Annotated in this window: 15 protein-coding genes; 13 read left to right on the top strand and 2 right to left on the bottom strand. The window is 50.3% G+C overall.

All coding sequences use genetic code 11. From position 1 onward, the window contains the following. Nucleotides 1-12 precede the first annotated feature (12 nt). Both ACFOSD_RS10030 and ACFOSD_RS10025 read left to right on the top strand, forming a co-directional pair. Complete coding sequence (locus tag ACFOSD_RS10030; protein ID WP_380696071.1) at nt 13-753, top strand: hypothetical protein; 741 nt, start codon at nt 13-15, stop codon at nt 751-753. Then, nucleotides 754-1,269, top strand: coding sequence for an acyloxyacyl hydrolase (locus ACFOSD_RS10025; protein WP_380696069.1), 516 nt, complete (start codon nt 754-756; stop codon nt 1,267-1,269). 180 nt (nt 1,270-1,449) lie between these two features. Here the strand turns inward: ACFOSD_RS10025 and ACFOSD_RS10020 are convergent, their stop codons facing one another. Continuing rightward, nucleotides 1,450-3,318 (bottom strand): beta-ketoacyl synthase, encoded by a 1,869-nt coding sequence (locus tag ACFOSD_RS10020; RefSeq protein ID WP_380696067.1) that lies wholly within the window; start codon nt 3,316-3,318, stop codon nt 1,450-1,452. A 99-nt stretch (nt 3,319-3,417) separates the two neighbouring features. Here ACFOSD_RS10020 and ACFOSD_RS10015 point away from each other — a divergent pair, with 99 nt between their 5' ends. The 10 genes from ACFOSD_RS10015 to ACFOSD_RS09970 all read left to right on the top strand — a co-directional run bounded on the left by ACFOSD_RS10015 (nt 3,418) and on the right by ACFOSD_RS09970 (nt 13,201). Continuing rightward, a complete protein-coding gene (locus ACFOSD_RS10015) occupies nt 3,418-4,395 on the top strand; it encodes a GlxA family transcriptional regulator (protein ID WP_380696065.1) in 978 nt (325 codons plus the stop codon). A 95-nt stretch (nt 4,396-4,490) separates the two neighbouring features. After that, entirely contained in the window at nt 4,491-6,116 is a 1,626-nt protein-coding gene (locus tag ACFOSD_RS10010; RefSeq protein ID WP_380696063.1) for an L-lactate permease, read from the top strand. Nucleotides 6,117-6,236: 120 nt separating this feature from the next. Next, the gene (gene arsC, locus ACFOSD_RS10005) at nt 6,237-6,584 is read left to right on the top strand and encodes an arsenate reductase (glutaredoxin) (RefSeq protein ID WP_380696061.1); all 348 of its coding nucleotides are present in this window, start codon (nt 6,237-6,239) and stop codon (nt 6,582-6,584) included. Nucleotide 6,585: 1 nt separating this feature from the next. Next, nucleotides 6,586-7,155, top strand: coding sequence for an NAD(P)H:quinone oxidoreductase (gene wrbA, locus ACFOSD_RS10000; RefSeq protein WP_380696059.1), 570 nt, complete (start codon nt 6,586-6,588; stop codon nt 7,153-7,155). An 81-nt stretch (nt 7,156-7,236) separates the two neighbouring features. Further along, the gene (locus ACFOSD_RS09995; protein ID WP_380696057.1) at nt 7,237-7,611 is read left to right on the top strand and encodes a DUF2069 domain-containing protein; all 375 of its coding nucleotides are present in this window, start codon (nt 7,237-7,239) and stop codon (nt 7,609-7,611) included. A gap of 23 nt (nt 7,612-7,634) precedes the next feature. Then, nucleotides 7,635-8,627, top strand: coding sequence for a TAXI family TRAP transporter solute-binding subunit (locus ACFOSD_RS09990; protein WP_380696055.1), 993 nt, complete (start codon nt 7,635-7,637; stop codon nt 8,625-8,627). 381 nt (nt 8,628-9,008) lie between these two features. Then, nucleotides 9,009-10,022 (top strand): amino acid ABC transporter substrate-binding protein, encoded by a 1,014-nt coding sequence (locus ACFOSD_RS09985; protein ID WP_380696053.1) that lies wholly within the window; start codon nt 9,009-9,011, stop codon nt 10,020-10,022. A 116-nt stretch (nt 10,023-10,138) separates the two neighbouring features. Continuing rightward, entirely contained in the window at nt 10,139-11,320 is a 1,182-nt protein-coding gene (locus ACFOSD_RS09980) for an amino acid ABC transporter permease (protein WP_380696051.1), read from the top strand. A 1-nt stretch (nt 11,321) separates the two neighbouring features. Continuing rightward, entirely contained in the window at nt 11,322-12,419 is a 1,098-nt protein-coding gene (locus tag ACFOSD_RS09975; RefSeq protein WP_380696049.1) for an amino acid ABC transporter permease, read from the top strand. A gap of 14 nt (nt 12,420-12,433) precedes the next feature. Continuing rightward, complete coding sequence (locus ACFOSD_RS09970; protein WP_380696047.1) at nt 12,434-13,201, top strand: amino acid ABC transporter ATP-binding protein; 768 nt, start codon at nt 12,434-12,436, stop codon at nt 13,199-13,201. Between the two features lie 234 nt (nt 13,202-13,435). Here ACFOSD_RS09970 and ACFOSD_RS09965 read toward each other — a convergent pair whose 3' ends face one another. Further along, a complete protein-coding gene (locus ACFOSD_RS09965; RefSeq protein WP_380696045.1) occupies nt 13,436-13,636 on the bottom strand; it encodes a DUF1127 domain-containing protein in 201 nt (66 codons plus the stop codon). Nucleotides 13,637-13,660: 24 nt separating this feature from the next. Between ACFOSD_RS09965 and ACFOSD_RS09960 the strand changes: the two genes are divergently transcribed. Continuing rightward, nucleotides 13,661-14,650 carry a LysR substrate-binding domain-containing protein gene (locus ACFOSD_RS09960; protein WP_380696043.1) on the top strand — a complete coding sequence of 330 codons (990 nt, stop codon included), beginning with the start codon at nt 13,661-13,663 and terminating at the stop codon, nt 14,648-14,650. Nucleotides 14,651-14,689: the final 39 nt, after the last annotated feature.

The following is a 14,689-nucleotide window of genomic DNA, read 5'->3' as shown; positions in this document are numbered from 1 at the left end:
CTGGCTGTTCCCATGAGTGCTGCGCAAATTCCGTTTCAACAAACATTCAGTGCGGAAATCCCCGTCATGACACGCCTTTCTGTTGGTATCGAACGCATGCAGGGTAGGAATATGGGTGACCTAGAGCAAGAGGGCACATTATGGACACTGCCGCGTGTTCAAGTGAACGTGCCGCTCGGCTCTCGTGGCGAATTTATTGCCAGTCAGGATGTCGTCCGTTCATTGACTGAGAGGGAAAAAGCTTATACTTCAGGTGGTGATCCTTACTTTTTTACCAAATTACGCCTGTTCGATCAGCAACGTTACATTCCGGCCACGGCATTTATGTATGGCGTTTTGGAGCCAGCGGCAAATCCGCCACTGGGCGCTGATACACTGGGCTTTTATGCATACTTGGTGTTAACCCAACAGCAAGAGCCATGGCGAGTCGACTTAAATTTTGGTACGGGCATCTTTGAAGACCATGCGCGGTCACGCCAAACCGATGTCGTGATTATGAATGCCGCTTTATGGTATCGACCCAACGGTCGCTGGCAGTTGGGGGGAGAATATCACTACCAAGAGCGTGTAGAAGGTAGATGGTTCGATTTTACTCAGGGTGTAAACTCGCCATTGCGACGGAGAAATTTGGCGGCTATGGCGCTATATGGTGATAAATGGAAAGGTTTCTTTCGAGTCAGTCGTGGCTTGGTGGCACAAAGTGAAGACTGGTCGGTGGCTACTGGTGTCCAATTTCAATGGCCGGAGAAATAAATGAAAATGTATCAACTGCCCCTTAAGAAGTGGATTCTTTCCGGATTGCTGTGTTTACTCACAAGTATGGCCCTCGCTAAAGAGTCGGCGGATGCCCAAGTCTTCATTGGGGTTGTAGACTATGCGCAGGACAGTCAGGCATCGCAGTATGGCGTGCAGTACTTAACCGCTGAACGTTGGACACCTTTCGATTTTCGGCCGGTTATTGGGCTAATGCGTACGCGCTATGCATCGCATTATGTGTTTGCTGGACTGACGAGGGAGTCGAAATTCAGCACCAAGGATACAGGTTTTCTGCTCTCGGTTGATTTCGCGCCAGGCTTGTACCTGCATGGTGGTAACGAGGATGTGAATCTGGGCTTTTGGTTGCAGTTTCGTTCCGGCGTGAATCTGGTGTATGAGTTCGCCGATCACACGCGCATTGGCTTAGGGTACCACCATTTGTCGAACGCAAGTTTGGCCGAGGAGAACCCCGGCACCGAGACTTTGACTATTACATACAGCGTGCGGTTGTGATAGCGGTAACAACAAGTGCTATGCCTACAGCGCTCCACGGCAGGCCGGGAGTTACCGAGAAAAATGATTGTGCATTTTTCTCGCCCTACGGGCGCCTTGAGACAGTGTCAATTGTCTTCACAATTGATCGCGCTTTAAGGCATACCACCTGTTGTCACCTCAGGTGATTGAGAGGATGATTTACTCAGTCATATCCCCGTACGGGTGCTTGCCCGCCAGTGATATGCTGCGAGCAAACTCGCTTAACTTCATGTCTTCTTGCCCCAGGGTAACGTCGTTTTCATCCATAACCGACTCACCGAATTTATAGATGATGGGCACGCCATTCTGAGTGGCATGCTCATCATTTGAACGTGCGGTCTCGGCCACCTGCTCATTGCGTTTCTGCCACGCGGCAATGCTCGCCGCGCCATGGCGTTTGCCCAGCATTTTCAGCGTTTCGTCAGGCGACAAAATGAACGCTGAAGCGTTGTTCCCACCAAAACCTTTGGAGTTGATCACGGAACCACGCATGGCAGTCAGGCTGCCAGTGTTGAGGTGGTCCATGAGAATATTCAAATGGCTGTTGTGCACGTCGTCGGCAATGTGGTCGATGGTTTTAATACCAGGAATAATGCCATGCGCCCAAACACCCAAGCTGGCGATGATTTGGTCACCAGCGGCCGGGCCAAGCGCGTGTCCAACATAGGATTTAACCGCCGAAACGGCCCAGTCAGAAACGCCATGCAATTTCGCCACTTCGTTCAATATATGCGATTCGGTCACCCGGTTTTGCGGCGTGCCCGTACCATGTGCCTGCACAAAGGTGTGTGCCAAACCACCTTTACCCAACAGACTTTCCGCCAGTGCCGCCGCCTTGGCAATGGTAATGTAGTTGCCCACACCGGGTGCCGAAATGGACTTCTTGTTGGCGTCCGCATTAATGAACACGTCTGGCACGGCGCCGTAAATGGTTGCACCCAAGGTTAGGGCGAGTTCGTCGTCCATCAGAATAATGAATTGTGCGGCTTCCGCCATAGTAAAGCCCGCATTGGTAGAAAAGGGACGGCACGCACGTCGGTTATCCGGCCTCTCTCCATCAGGTAACCCATCGATCTTGCGCAAATTATCATCGTTTGCCAGCGCGCCCATTACATCAAAGCCACCCATGATGGCCGGATTGACAGGTGCTTCCGTATTGCCCACGATCACGGCGCGCGCTTTACCCGATTGAATATCCATCATGCCTTGACGCAGGTTGTATAAAAAGGTCGCGCAGGCACCGACATTACTGCCTGTAGAACCGACGGAATTGATCATATAGCTGTTGATAAAGTCTGCGGCCATTTCGCCGAGGCTCAGCGCCATCATCTTTGAGCTGGTGCGTCCACCCATGAGTTCGGCTTGGTACAGGCCTCCGTAACCTTTGTCGTCGACCTGGCCTAGAGCACTGCCTGCGTACACGGACACTTCATCCGGCGCAACATGCTTCAATACTTCAGACCAATCCATGCCTAGTGAGTTTAAGGCATCCGAGGCGCCGTAGACGGCATGCGTTAGCGCGCGCGGATGGTGCATGGAGCGATACAGTGCGCTGGCGTCGAAACCGGACGGCACTTGACCTGCGCTCGAAACAGGGTAGGGCTTATACTCCGGGAACAGGGTGGGGGTAGAGCCGGTGACTTTGATGGTAACTTCGCGGCCTGTTACGGCCGTTACTTCCCAATTGTCCGGCAGTTTGCGCGGTAGCTGGTTGCGTCGAGCGGTGAATTCCATGTCGCCATGTAAAGCATGAATGTCTGCTTTATGTTGGAACAATACGGCATCGACGTCGAAAAGACGTGGTTCGATACGACGCACCAAGGTGCCTGCACGAAGGGTTTTAATCAGGTCAGGCGTCAGTCCGCCGGAGGTATCCACATTCATCATGGTGGCTAGGTTCTGCCACGTTGGGGCCATCACATCTGCCGGTAGGGCGCTCTCGATCATGCGTTTGTAGCCGTGGTGAAAGGCACTGCGACCAGCGGCGTTCACACCACCAAATCCTACGATGACGGGTAGACGTGTCATGACGGCTCCTCTTTGAAAATTGGTTAGTGCGGCGCAGTCTAGTGGAGAAGGTGTTGCTTGATGTATGATGAAAGCGCCATTAGATATGAATAAACAGACATGAAGATTGGCTTTATCGTGTTGCCTAAAACCCTTGCTACCGGGATTACGCTGCCCAGCGAAATGCTGTCAGCGGCCGCGCAATTGGCGCGCCTACAAGGGGTTGTTGGTCCGAAACTCACCTTGTCGGTGTTTAGCGCTGGCGGTTTGCCCGAAACCTGCAGTGGCGGAGTCACACTGCACGCCCAGGGTGACTGGGACGGATTATTGGCGTGCGATATGGTTTTCGTGCCGCCTATGTGGGGTAATCCTTTGCCCATGTTGCTGCGCTATCCTAGTCTTGTCGCCATATTGCAGCGCTATGCCGGTGAGCACAAACCCATCGTTGCCACAGGAACAGGAGTATGTTTCTTGGCTGAAGGCGGGTTGTTGGATCATAAAGTGGCCACCACGCATTGGTATTTCTTTCAACAATTTACACAGCGGTATCCGCAGGTGTTGCTCAAGCCGAAACAGAGTGTCACCTACGCTGAACAACTCTACTGTGCAGGCAGTGTGAATTCCCTAACAGATTTGGTGCTTTATTTTGTGCGTGAATGGTACAGCGATGCCATCATGAGTGAAATTGAACAGCATTTCTCACATGAAGTGAGCCGTACACTCAATCAACCGTTTTATCGCTTGGGTGGACTGCAGCACGACGATGAGGACATCGTCGCGGCGCAAGCCTGGTTGGGCGAGCACTTGGATAAACCGTTTCACTTGCAGGCGTTAGCTGAAGCTGTTGGCTTAACGGAGCGTACGTTGGCGCGACGCTTTGCTCGGGCAACTGGCGAGTCACCGAAGCAGTACTGGCTGCAGTTGCGTTTGCAACGGGCCGAAGAATTGTTGCGCGAATCTAACCTGTCGGTGCAAGAAATTGCCGACTTGTTGGGCTTTGGGGATGCTTCCTATTTCATCAAACGCTTTCGGACCAAGGTGGGTGTTACGCCGGCCGATTATCGTCAGGTGGTGCGGGCGAAGCAGTTCAGCGTTTGATAATAGAGGGTGGCGTTTGACATGCGTCATTGCATGTCAAACTTGCGCGCAGTAGTGTCGTCTCCTATTGCTTCGATCCAGATTTGAGGAATCCTATGACCGTTTTGCAATTTCTCACGGCAGCCATGCCGGTGCTCAGCGTGTTCTTGTTATTGGTTGTATTGCGCATGCCAGCCACGCGAGCAATGCCGCTCAGTCTATTGGCTACCGCCGCACTAGCCTATGGCGTTTGGCAGGTGCCGATGCTGCAGTTGTCGGCAGCGATTTTAGAAGGCTGGGTAATTGCGGCATCCATTTTATGGATCGTATTCGGCGCTATTCTGCTATTGAATGTGTTACGAGAAACAAAGGCCATTGAGGTGATTCGCACGGGTTTTTCCCATGTGTCGTCCGATCGGCGGGTGCAGGTGATTATCATTGCTTGGCTTTTCGGGAGCTTTCTCGAAGGCGCGTCCGGTTTCGGTACGCCCGCAGCGATTGCTGCGCCACTGTTAGTAGCCCTGGGCTTTCCGCCTCTTGCGGCCGTAGTATTGGCCTTGATAGCAGATTCCAGCGCGGTCTCTTTCGGCGCCGTTGGAACGCCCGTGATTGTAGGCATGGGGCAGGGCTTAGTGGGCAGTAGCGGTGAGCAATTGCAAGCCATTGCAATCACGGCTATTGGTATTGATATTGTCGTGGCTTCGTTTTTACCCTTCTTAATGGTGTTGTTGTTAACGCGGTTCTTTGGTGCCGAAAAATCGTGGCTACCGGGTCTTGCAATTGCCCCCTTTGCCATTCTGGCTGGGCTATCGTTTACGGTTCCGGCTTATGCAGTAGCTTGGTTTTTGGGTCCTGAATTTCCATCCATTATTGGGGCATTGGTTGGCTTGGTCATCATGAGTGTGTGCGCTAAAAAAGGAATTTTGGTGCCTAAGACACCTTGGTACTTTTCCGCCGAAGACCGAGTCAGCATGAATGCCATGGTCGCTAAGCACCAGTTGGATCAGTCCTTGAGCACTACTCAGCAAATGTCGTTATTGCGTGCCTGGTTTCCCTATCTGCTCGTCGCCGGTTTGTTGGTGTTGACGCGGTTAGATGTCTTGCCGTTCAAAGCGCTCTTGAACTCGGTGATTTTCGCTTGGCAAAATATACTCGGTTCCACCATATCAACATCCCTAGCGCCATTATATTTGCCGGGGACGGTGTTTGTGGTAACCGCTGTGATAGCTATTTTTGTGCAACGCAGTGGATATATGCAGCTTGGCCGCGCCACGGCACAGAGCTTGCGTACCTTGGTGCCTACGGTTATTGCGTTGGCCGCAGCCGTGCCGATGGTACGCATTTTTTTACAATCAGCGGTAAATGCGTCAGGGCTTATGGCCATGCCGCTTGAACTGGCAGCGCTGGCAGCGACGCATTTGGCCGATCAGTGGTTGTTCGTTGCTCCTATGATTGGTGCATTGGGCTCTTTTATTGCCGGTTCCGCGACCTTCTCCAATATGATGTTTGCCTCCTTTCAAGCCTCGGTGGCTGGGCAGGTGGGGCTGCCGGAAACAACGGTGTTGGCGTTGCAGTTATTGGGGGCTAATGCCGGTAATATGATTTGTGTGGTGAATGTTGTGGCGGCTGCCAGTGTCGTGAATTTGTCTGGCCGGGAAGGCGAGATTATTCGGTATACTTTGTTTCCGATGCTCTATTATGCGTTGGCCGCGAGTACCGTGGCTTGGGTTTTGTTGCAGTAAACATCGAAGAAACCAATCATTCAAAGCCTCCCTGGCGCTGTTGATCAACTCCGCGCTCGTGTATCCTTGTCACCCATTAAAACACCCTGTTGAAGACAAGTTATTAAGGAGGTGTACATCATGTCAGTGACCATTTGGCACAACCCGCGTTGCAGTAAGTCGCGGGAAACTCTTAAGCTGCTGGAGGAGCAGGGCATTAAGCCGGTCATACGGTTATATCTGGACGATGTCCCCACACCTATCGAATTACGTTCCGTGTTGGGCAAGTTAAATCTTACCGCTCAGGAATTGATTCGCCGCAAAGAAGATGAATATAAAGCACTGGGTCTTAACAATGCGGGTGCTGACGAGGATATGTTGATTGCCGCCATGGTCGAGCATCCGCGCCTGATTGAGCGCCCTGTGGTTATTACAGCGAAAGGCGCTGCCTTAGGGCGTCCACCAGAAGCAGTATTGGAGATTCTCTGAGTTGGCTGATCCCTATATTCTTGTCTTGTTCTATAGTCGTGGCGGAAAGACGGCGGAATTAGCACAATTCATCGCAGAAGGCGTGGAGTCGGTGGCAGGTATTGACGCCCGCTTGCGCACGGTGCCGTCGCTACACCAAAACGATGTACCCAGCGACTATGTAGCCGCCAGTACGAATGACTTACGCGACTGTGCCGGGCTTGCGTTAGGCAGTCCAACGCGCTTCGGAACCATGGCCGCGCCAATGAAACATTGGTGGGAACAAACGACACCCGAATGGTTGAATGGTGACTTGGTCAATAAGCCTGCTTGTGTTTTTACCTCTACGACCACATTGCACGGTGGTCAGGAGGCTACGCTGCTCTCCATGATGGTGCCGTTGTTACATCATGGCTTCATTTTGTTGGGCACACCCTATACACAAGCAGAACTGCACACCACCCGTTCAGGGGGTACGCCCTACGGTGTTTCACATTGGGATCAAGACCAGCAAGCAATATCGCGTGATGAAATCGTACTGGCGCGGGCGCAAGGTAAACGGTTAGCCTTGACCGCTCAGCGGTTACTGTGATCCTTGGACTGTCGCGAAGACCGATGACGTCAGCATTGCTTGAAAAACCGTAATTTTGAACTACCTTGTAAGAGTGTATCTATGGCTATGAATAATCCACGTCAAACGTGGGAGCGGGTGACTTGGTTTGGATATGTCGCCGTGATGGTGCTTTATGGTTTGCAGACGGCGCTCACCGCCCCCAGTAATGCGGGTACTGTTTTTGAAGTGATTGGTGCGGGCATGGTGTTATGGTTGCTCAAAACTTTGCCACTCTGGCTATTTTTCATACCCATGTTGCGAGCGCGTGTACGAGCGCTAAGCTGGTTTGGCTTTTTGATTTTATTGTACTTGCCCTTTGTCGTTATGAGCGCTTTTCGTGAACCCCAGTGGTTGGGTGTTTTATTAACGAGCGCCATCATTGTGCTGTTTTTTGGCAACGCTTATTGGGTACGTGCAATCAAACGCGCCTCTTAATGAGCTTTGCAGGTGGGTCCACTATGAATCTAACACTGATCCGACTGCTCCGGTGTATCTTTTTGTGTCTCTGCACCGGATTTGGTGCAACCTATGTTCATGCAGAAACATCAATGCAAGCGCAGCGTTTTGTCACCATTGGTACGGGTGGCGTTACCGGCGTTTACTATCCCGTTGGAGGGGCCATTTGTCGGCTGCTCAATGCGGGTCGAGCAGAGCATCAAACGCGATGTGTGATTGACAGCACCGGTGGTTCTGTATTTAACGTCAACGCCTTGCGGCAGAACTATATCGACTTTGGTTTGGTTCAAAGTGATGTGCACTATCATGCTTGGCGCGGTGAACGCGAGTTTGCCAGCGATCCGCATCGTAATTTGCGGTCAGTGATGGCGTTGCATGTTGAGGCGTTCACGGTGCTCGCGCGTGCCGATGCCAATATTGTCGATTTCATCGATTTAACGGGAAAGCGCGTTAATATTGGCAACCCTGATTCGGGTCAACGTGCCACCTTGGTCAATTGGCTAACAGCGCAAGGAAAAACCACAGAGGTTTTTGCTCGGACCTCTCACCTTACGGCGACCGAAATGACCACTGCCATGTGTGATGATCAAGTGGATGCGATTATCTACGTTGTTGGACATCCCAGCGGCGCCATTCATGAAGCAACCGGTGTCTGTGAAAGTCGTTTGGTGCAAATAAGAGGGCAGGCATTAGACGAGTTAGTGAGACAATTTCCCTATTATGCACCCACACAAATTGGCGGTGGCATCTATCCAAATAACCCGCAGACCACCCAAACCTTTGGCGTTACGGCGACCTTGATGACCATGGAAGATACCTCTGATGAATTAGTGTATTTACTGGTTAAGTCCGTGTTTGAGCGTCTGGAATTCTTCCGTTCAATGCATCCGGCATTGGCAGAGCTGCGTCCAGAAAACATGGTATCGGTTGGTATGTCGGCTCCTTTACATGAAGGGGCACTGCGCTACTACCGTGAGCAAGGGTTATTGCCCTAGATTGTATGCAGTAATTGCATATCGCATGTGAAATCAGCATTGGTTTTGGGCGCGCTATGCCATTATTTTGCATGGGGTTTCGTCGTGAGACGAGATGTCAAAGCAAGCAACGGAGAAGATGCCCTGTTGCAGTGCTCTGTAAACTGACGTGCACTAAATTAGTTCGGTCATCCAAGAAAAAACATTTGTCTTGATGACATTTTCAGCTAGTCTAGAGGCACATCCTTCAAAACGAAACGATGTAACACGCGCTCTCTACACGAAACTGGCAGCTTGGCCGACAAATTATAAAAATTGGCCCGGTACTTGCCTTGTTAGAGACGCTACGCAGGAAATTCCTTGTTGCGTAACACAACTATAATAAGTCATGGGAGATGTGACATGAAGAAAATAGCAACGTTGATTGGTGGTGCAGCCGCCGTCGCTACCCTCGCAATGGGCGCTCATGCCCAAACTTTGGATCAGGTTAAAGCTCGTGGTGCGCTGAACTGTGGCGTAAGTACCGGCTTGCCTGGTTTTTCGAGCACAGATGCCGCTGGTAACTGGCAAGGTCTGGACGTCGATACCTGCCGTGCTGTAGCTGCGGCTGTGTTGGGTGACGCGAACGACGTTAACTTTGTTCCTCTGACCGCTGTAGAGCGTTTTACTGCTTTGCAATCCGGTGAGATTGACATGTTGAGCCGTAACACCACATGGACTCTGACGCGTGATGCGTCACTGGGTCTGAACTTCGCGGGTGTGAACTATTACGACGGTCAAGCGTTCTTGGTTAGCACCGATCTGGGTGTTACCAGTGCTCTGGAACTGGACGGTGCTGCGGTATGTATTCAATCAGGTACAACGACTGAGCTGAACCTGGCGGATTACTTCCGTTTCAACAACATGAGCTTCGAGCCTGTGTTGTACGATACCTCTGAACAGACTGTATCTGGTTTTGAAGCAGGCCGTTGCGACGTTCTGACTTCTGACAGCTCTCAGTTGGCTGCATTGCGTATCCAGTTGAGTAATCCTGATGGTGCGGTCGTTCTGCCACAGACGATTTCTAAAGAGCCTTTAGGCCCTGTAGTGCGTCAAGGTGATGACCAATGGTTCAACATTGTTAAGTGGGCTCACATCGCAACTCTGAACGCTGAAGAGTTTGGTTTGACTCAGTCTAACGTTGATTCAATGCTGGGTACTGATAATCCTAACATTGCTCGTTTCTTGGACTCTGCTGAATTGGGTGGTTTCTTGGGCTTGGGCTCTGATTGGGCTTATCAAATTGTTAAGCAAGTTGGTAACTACGGCGAAATGTTTGACCGCAACGTAGGTGCTGGCTCTCCTCTTGGCTTGCCTCGCGGTGTAAACGCTCTGTGGACCCAAGGTGGTTTGCAGTATGGTCCTCCAATCCGCTAATTTCTGCGGCTAAAAGACCAAAAGCCGGGAGTTAACTCCCGGCTTTTACTGTTTGCACGCATCATTTTCCTACGAGATGCAGTGTCCAGTGTGCAAAGGGAGCCTAACAGCCTACCATGAACGATAATAACGCTTCACGCAGCAAAGCGTGGTTCTACAACCCCACCTACCGCAATATCTTCTACCAAGCGGTAGTCTTGGGTGGATTATTCTGGTTCCTGTATACCGTTACAGGAAACGTCATAGCTAACCTGGAAGCACGTGGAATTTCGACGGGCTTAGGGTTCTTAAACCAAACATCTGGGTTTGCGATCGCCCAAAGTTTGATTGAATACGATTCTAACGATACCTACGGCAGAACGTTTTTTGTCGGCTTACTGAATACCGTTTTAGTATCGGTTATGGGTATTGTGTCAGCGACCTTATTGGGTTTGTTCATTGGTGTCAGTCGGTTGTCTCCGAACTGGTTGCTGCGAAAAATCTGTATGGTCTACATTGAAACCTTCCGTAATATCCCATTGTTATTGCAAATCTTTTTCTGGTACTTCGCTGTATTGCGTTCACTACCCGGTGCAAGAGATGCAATGAATTTTGGCACGGAAAGCTTCTTTTTAAGTATTCGTGGCTTCTATGGGCCTAAGCCGATTCCAGAACCCGGTTTTGGCATCTATGTGGCGCTTATCGTGCTGTCTATCGTTGCGGTCATTGTATTAGCGCGTTGGGCGAAGGCGCGTTTCATCGCCACCGGCCAGCAGTTTCCGGTGTTTTGGACATCGATCGCCATAATATTCGGTACCTTGATTATCGGCTTTTTTATAACTGGTCGTCCGATTTCGTTTGATCTGCCAGTCTTGCGAGGCTTCAACTATGCCGGTGGTCTGCGGATCATTCCAGAGCTGCTCGCGCTGTGGTTTGCCTTGACGATTTATACCAGTACGTACATCGCAGAGATTGTCCGTTCAGGTATTGAAGCCGTTGCTCATGGCCAAACAGAGGCTTGTCGTGCTCTAGGGTTGAACGAAAAACAACGTTTAAACCTGGTGGTTTTACCGCAGGCCATGCGTGTAATGATTCCGCCAATGACTTCGCAATATCTTAACTTGGCCAAAAACTCCTCTTTAGCGGTGGCCATCGGCTATCCAGATCTCGTCGCGGTATTTATGGGCACGACCCTAAACCAGACAGGGCAGGCTGTTGAGATTGTTGCCATGACGATGTTGGTTTACTTGACGATCAGTTTGACCGTATCAGCGTTTATGAACTGGTTTAACAAACGTGTAGCCTTGGTGGAGAGATAAGATGACCCAGTTTGTACCCTCACCAGCTCGCCCAGCACCGCTTTCTGAAGGTGGCCTGGTTGCTTGGCTGCGCAAAAATCTGTTTTCGAGCATTCCTAATTCGATTGTGTCGTTGATTGCTATTTGGTTTGCTTTCAAAGCCGTAACCTCAATATTTGGTTGGGCAATTTGGAACGCTGACTGGGTTGGCACGTCACGGGATGATTGCACCAGTGGCGGTGCCTGTTGGGTATTCGTGGCAACGCGATTGCAAACCTTCTTGTATGGGTTTTACCCCGCAGACGAATTGTGGCGCCCCAATACCGTATTTCTGACCTTAGTGGCTTTGGTTGTTTGGATGAACATTCCTAAAGCACCGTTCAAGAAATGGGTAGTGATTGGCACGTTAACCGTTTATCCGGTCGTGTCTTTCATTCTCCTGTACGGCAATTCATTTGGCTTGCCACAAGTACAAACCTCGAGCTGGGGTGGCCTGACATTGACCTTGGTTATTGCCGTAGTCGGTGTCGTACTCGCTCTACCTATAGGGATCGTCCTAGCCTTGGGTCGACGCAGTGATATGCCAATCGTACGGTTCGTCAGTACGATATTCATCGAATTTTGGCGTGGCGTACCGCTGATTACCGTACTTTTCATGGCATCGGTCATGTTGCCATTGTTCTTCTCCGGTGGCACATCTATTGACCGCTTACTGCGAGCACTGATCGGCATCACCTTGTTCCAGGCAGCCTACATTGCGGAAGTGGTTCGGGGCGGCCTGCAGGCGATACCGAAAGGTCAGTATGAAGCGGCTGATGCTTTGGGGTTGTCGTATTGGCAAAAAACGAACCTTATTGTGTTACCGCAAGCGTTGAAGATCACCATACCAAGTTTGGTTGGCACGCTGATTTCCTTGTTTAAGGATACGACCCTGGTATTGATCATTGGCCTGCAAGATGTTCTGGCCATGGTGCGTCAAGGTTTAGCTGACCCCGCGTGGTTGGGTTTCCCGGCCGAGGGTTATGCCTTTGCTGGCTTGATGTTCTGGATATTTTGCTTTGGTATGTCGCGTTACAGTTTGTATCTGGAACGTCGTTTAAATACCGGCCATAAGAATTAGTGGAGACACCTAACATGACTACAAATACAGAAAGTAAAAATGATCAGGAAGTCGTAATTACCCTGCGTAACATGAATAAATGGTATGGCCAGTTTCATGTGCTCAAAAACATAAACCTTGAAGTTAAGCGTGGTGAACGGATCGTAATCTGTGGGCCGTCAGGTTCTGGGAAATCGACCATGATTCGTTGCATTAACCGTCTTGAAGAGCACCAAGAGGGTGACATCGTCGTTGATGGTGTGACCCTGACCGATGACTTGAAGAACATCGGGGTGATTCGTCGGGAAGTTGGTATGGTGTTCCAGCACTTCAATTTATTCCCGCACTTAACGGTATTGGAAAATTGCACGCTAGCCCCTATGTGGGTGCGTAAAATGCCGAAGAAAGAAGCCGAAGAAATTGCTATGAAGTTCCTAGGTCGGGTTAAAATCCCGGATCAAGCGAACAAGTATCCGGGCCAGCTTTCAGGCGGACAACAGCAACGTGTAGCCATTGCACGCAGCTTGTGCATGAATCCACGCGTAATGTTGTTTGATGAGCCGACCTCCGCACTCGATCCAGAGATGATCAAAGAAGTGTTGGATGTTATGGTCGAATTGGCCGATGAAGGCATGACCATGTTGTGTGTTACGCACGAAATGGGCTTTGCCAAGAAAGTTGCCGACCGGGTCATCTTTATGGATGCCGGTGAGGTGGTTGAAGAGAACGAACCACACGAGTTCTTCAACAACCCGCAACAGGACCGTACGAAGTTGTTCTTGAGCCAGATATTAGGCCACTGATATCCGTTGTGCGTTTTTGTAAAAGGCTGGGTTTGGTTCAGCCTTTTGCAGACTTCTAAGCAGCATGGATACAGGTGGATGACTTTAGACAAAGTATTCGACCATGAAAAAGCCGCTCATTGAGCGGCTTTTCTTATTCTGTTTGGTTGATCATTCAATCCATCGATGATGCAATGCCAAACGCCCGGTTTTTATTGTGCTTGTAATTGGCGGTATTGCTAACAGTAACCTAGCTTAGGCTTGCCAGAAAGGCTTGCGCACTTCTTTGGCTACGTCATATTTGGTCATGCCGATGTCGCGCAACAAATATTCTGGCATGTTCATCAAGGCACGACGCTGTTGATAGCGTTTCCACATAATCTTGGCTTGCGCCACGACGCGGTTGTCTTGGCTGTACTCAGGGATTTGAATAAACGTTTGTGCTTGTGCAGTCATGGTATTTCTCCTTACCGGGTAGTAATGGTTGGTTTTCAATGGTTGTATTCTGACGGCAATCCCTTATGCTCTCAAACGATGGTTTTTTTTCGTGACTTAAGTGGTGCTAATGTGAAGGTGAAGTTCCCGCCGTTGCATACGCTCAGATGCTTCTGGGTCGTTTGTCAAACAGGCAGTTTTAAAGCGGCAGCTGAGGCGCTCTATATTACGCAAGCCGCCGTGAGTCAGCAAATACGACAACTGGAAGAATGGCTGGGTTTTCAATTATTTGACCGCAGCCATCGACACATCGAACTGAATGCCACAGGTAAGCAATTATTGCCTTATGTTCAAAAGGGTTTTGACAGCCTAGCGGAAGGTCTACAAAGGTTAAGTGGCGATCCGGCACCCAATGTATTGCGCTTGTCCGTATTGCCATCCTTTGCAAGTGCCTGGTTGTTGCCGAGAGTGCCGCAGTTTCAGGAACAGCACCCGGACATTTTTTTGCAAATTGATATGGATCGTAATCAGCCTTTTACCAATGATGGTAAAAATGACATGGGGATACGTTATGGTCTGGATGACTTTGTCGGCTTGCACACGCACTGGTTAAGCTATGACACTATTTTTCCAGTTTGCCACCCATTGTTGTATCAAGGTGAAGAAGATGTGTGGCATTGGTTGAAACGACAATACTTGTTGGCGGACCAAGACCCCATGGACTACCACTGGAACCAATTCTTGATTTCACATGATCAAGAGCCAACAGATTATCGGCGTCGCCTGCATGTGTCGGATACTTGGGCATTGACGGAAATGGCACTAGCGGGGCAGGGTGTGGCGTTGGTACGGCGCAGCATTTGCAGTGATGCGTTGGAAAAAGGCCAGTTGATCATGCCGATCAAATCAACGTTCCAGTCACGCTACGGGTATCTTTTGGTGGCGCCTGAACATCACTTTAAGTGGCCAAAGGTTATTGCGTTCAGTGAGTGGATTACGCAGTCAATACAGAGGATGCCATGGTATCGTCTTTAGGTGTGCAAAAAACTACTGCGCTCGCCCTAGCAGCGTTAA

This window comes from Salinispirillum marinum, from assembly GCF_042650105.1.
In the GTDB taxonomy this organism is placed as follows: domain Bacteria; phylum Pseudomonadota; class Gammaproteobacteria; order Pseudomonadales; family Natronospirillaceae; genus Salinispirillum; species Salinispirillum marinum.
This window is presented reverse-complemented; position numbering and strand designations above follow the sequence as displayed.

What these genes read in the sequence shown, in the direction of transcription:
- ACFOSD_RS10030 (WP_380696071.1), top strand. Translation starts at nt 13, where the DNA reads ATGAGTGCTGCGCAAATTCCGTTTCAACAAACATTCAGTGCGGAAATC.
- ACFOSD_RS10025 (WP_380696069.1), top strand. Translation starts at nt 754, where the DNA reads ATGAAAATGTATCAACTGCCCCTTAAGAAGTGGATTCTTTCCGGATTG.
- ACFOSD_RS10020 (WP_380696067.1), bottom strand. Translation starts at nt 3,318, where the DNA reads ATGACACGTCTACCCGTCATCGTAGGATTTGGTGGTGTGAACGCCGCT.
- ACFOSD_RS10015 (WP_380696065.1), top strand. Translation starts at nt 3,418, where the DNA reads ATGAAGATTGGCTTTATCGTGTTGCCTAAAACCCTTGCTACCGGGATT.
- ACFOSD_RS10010 (WP_380696063.1), top strand. Translation starts at nt 4,491, where the DNA reads ATGACCGTTTTGCAATTTCTCACGGCAGCCATGCCGGTGCTCAGCGTG.
- arsC (WP_380696061.1), top strand. Translation starts at nt 6,237, where the DNA reads ATGTCAGTGACCATTTGGCACAACCCGCGTTGCAGTAAGTCGCGGGAA.
- ACFOSD_RS09995 (WP_380696057.1), top strand. Translation starts at nt 7,237, where the DNA reads ATGGCTATGAATAATCCACGTCAAACGTGGGAGCGGGTGACTTGGTTT.
- ACFOSD_RS09990 (WP_380696055.1), top strand. Translation starts at nt 7,635, where the DNA reads ATGAATCTAACACTGATCCGACTGCTCCGGTGTATCTTTTTGTGTCTC.
- ACFOSD_RS09985 (WP_380696053.1), top strand. Translation starts at nt 9,009, where the DNA reads ATGAAGAAAATAGCAACGTTGATTGGTGGTGCAGCCGCCGTCGCTACC.
- ACFOSD_RS09980 (WP_380696051.1), top strand. Translation starts at nt 10,139, where the DNA reads ATGAACGATAATAACGCTTCACGCAGCAAAGCGTGGTTCTACAACCCC.
- ACFOSD_RS09975 (WP_380696049.1), top strand. Translation starts at nt 11,322, where the DNA reads ATGACCCAGTTTGTACCCTCACCAGCTCGCCCAGCACCGCTTTCTGAA.
- ACFOSD_RS09970 (WP_380696047.1), top strand. Translation starts at nt 12,434, where the DNA reads ATGACTACAAATACAGAAAGTAAAAATGATCAGGAAGTCGTAATTACC.
- ACFOSD_RS09965 (WP_380696045.1), bottom strand. Translation starts at nt 13,636, where the DNA reads ATGACTGCACAAGCACAAACGTTTATTCAAATCCCTGAGTACAGCCAA.
- ACFOSD_RS09960 (WP_380696043.1), top strand. Translation starts at nt 13,661, where the DNA reads ATGGTTGGTTTTCAATGGTTGTATTCTGACGGCAATCCCTTATGCTCT.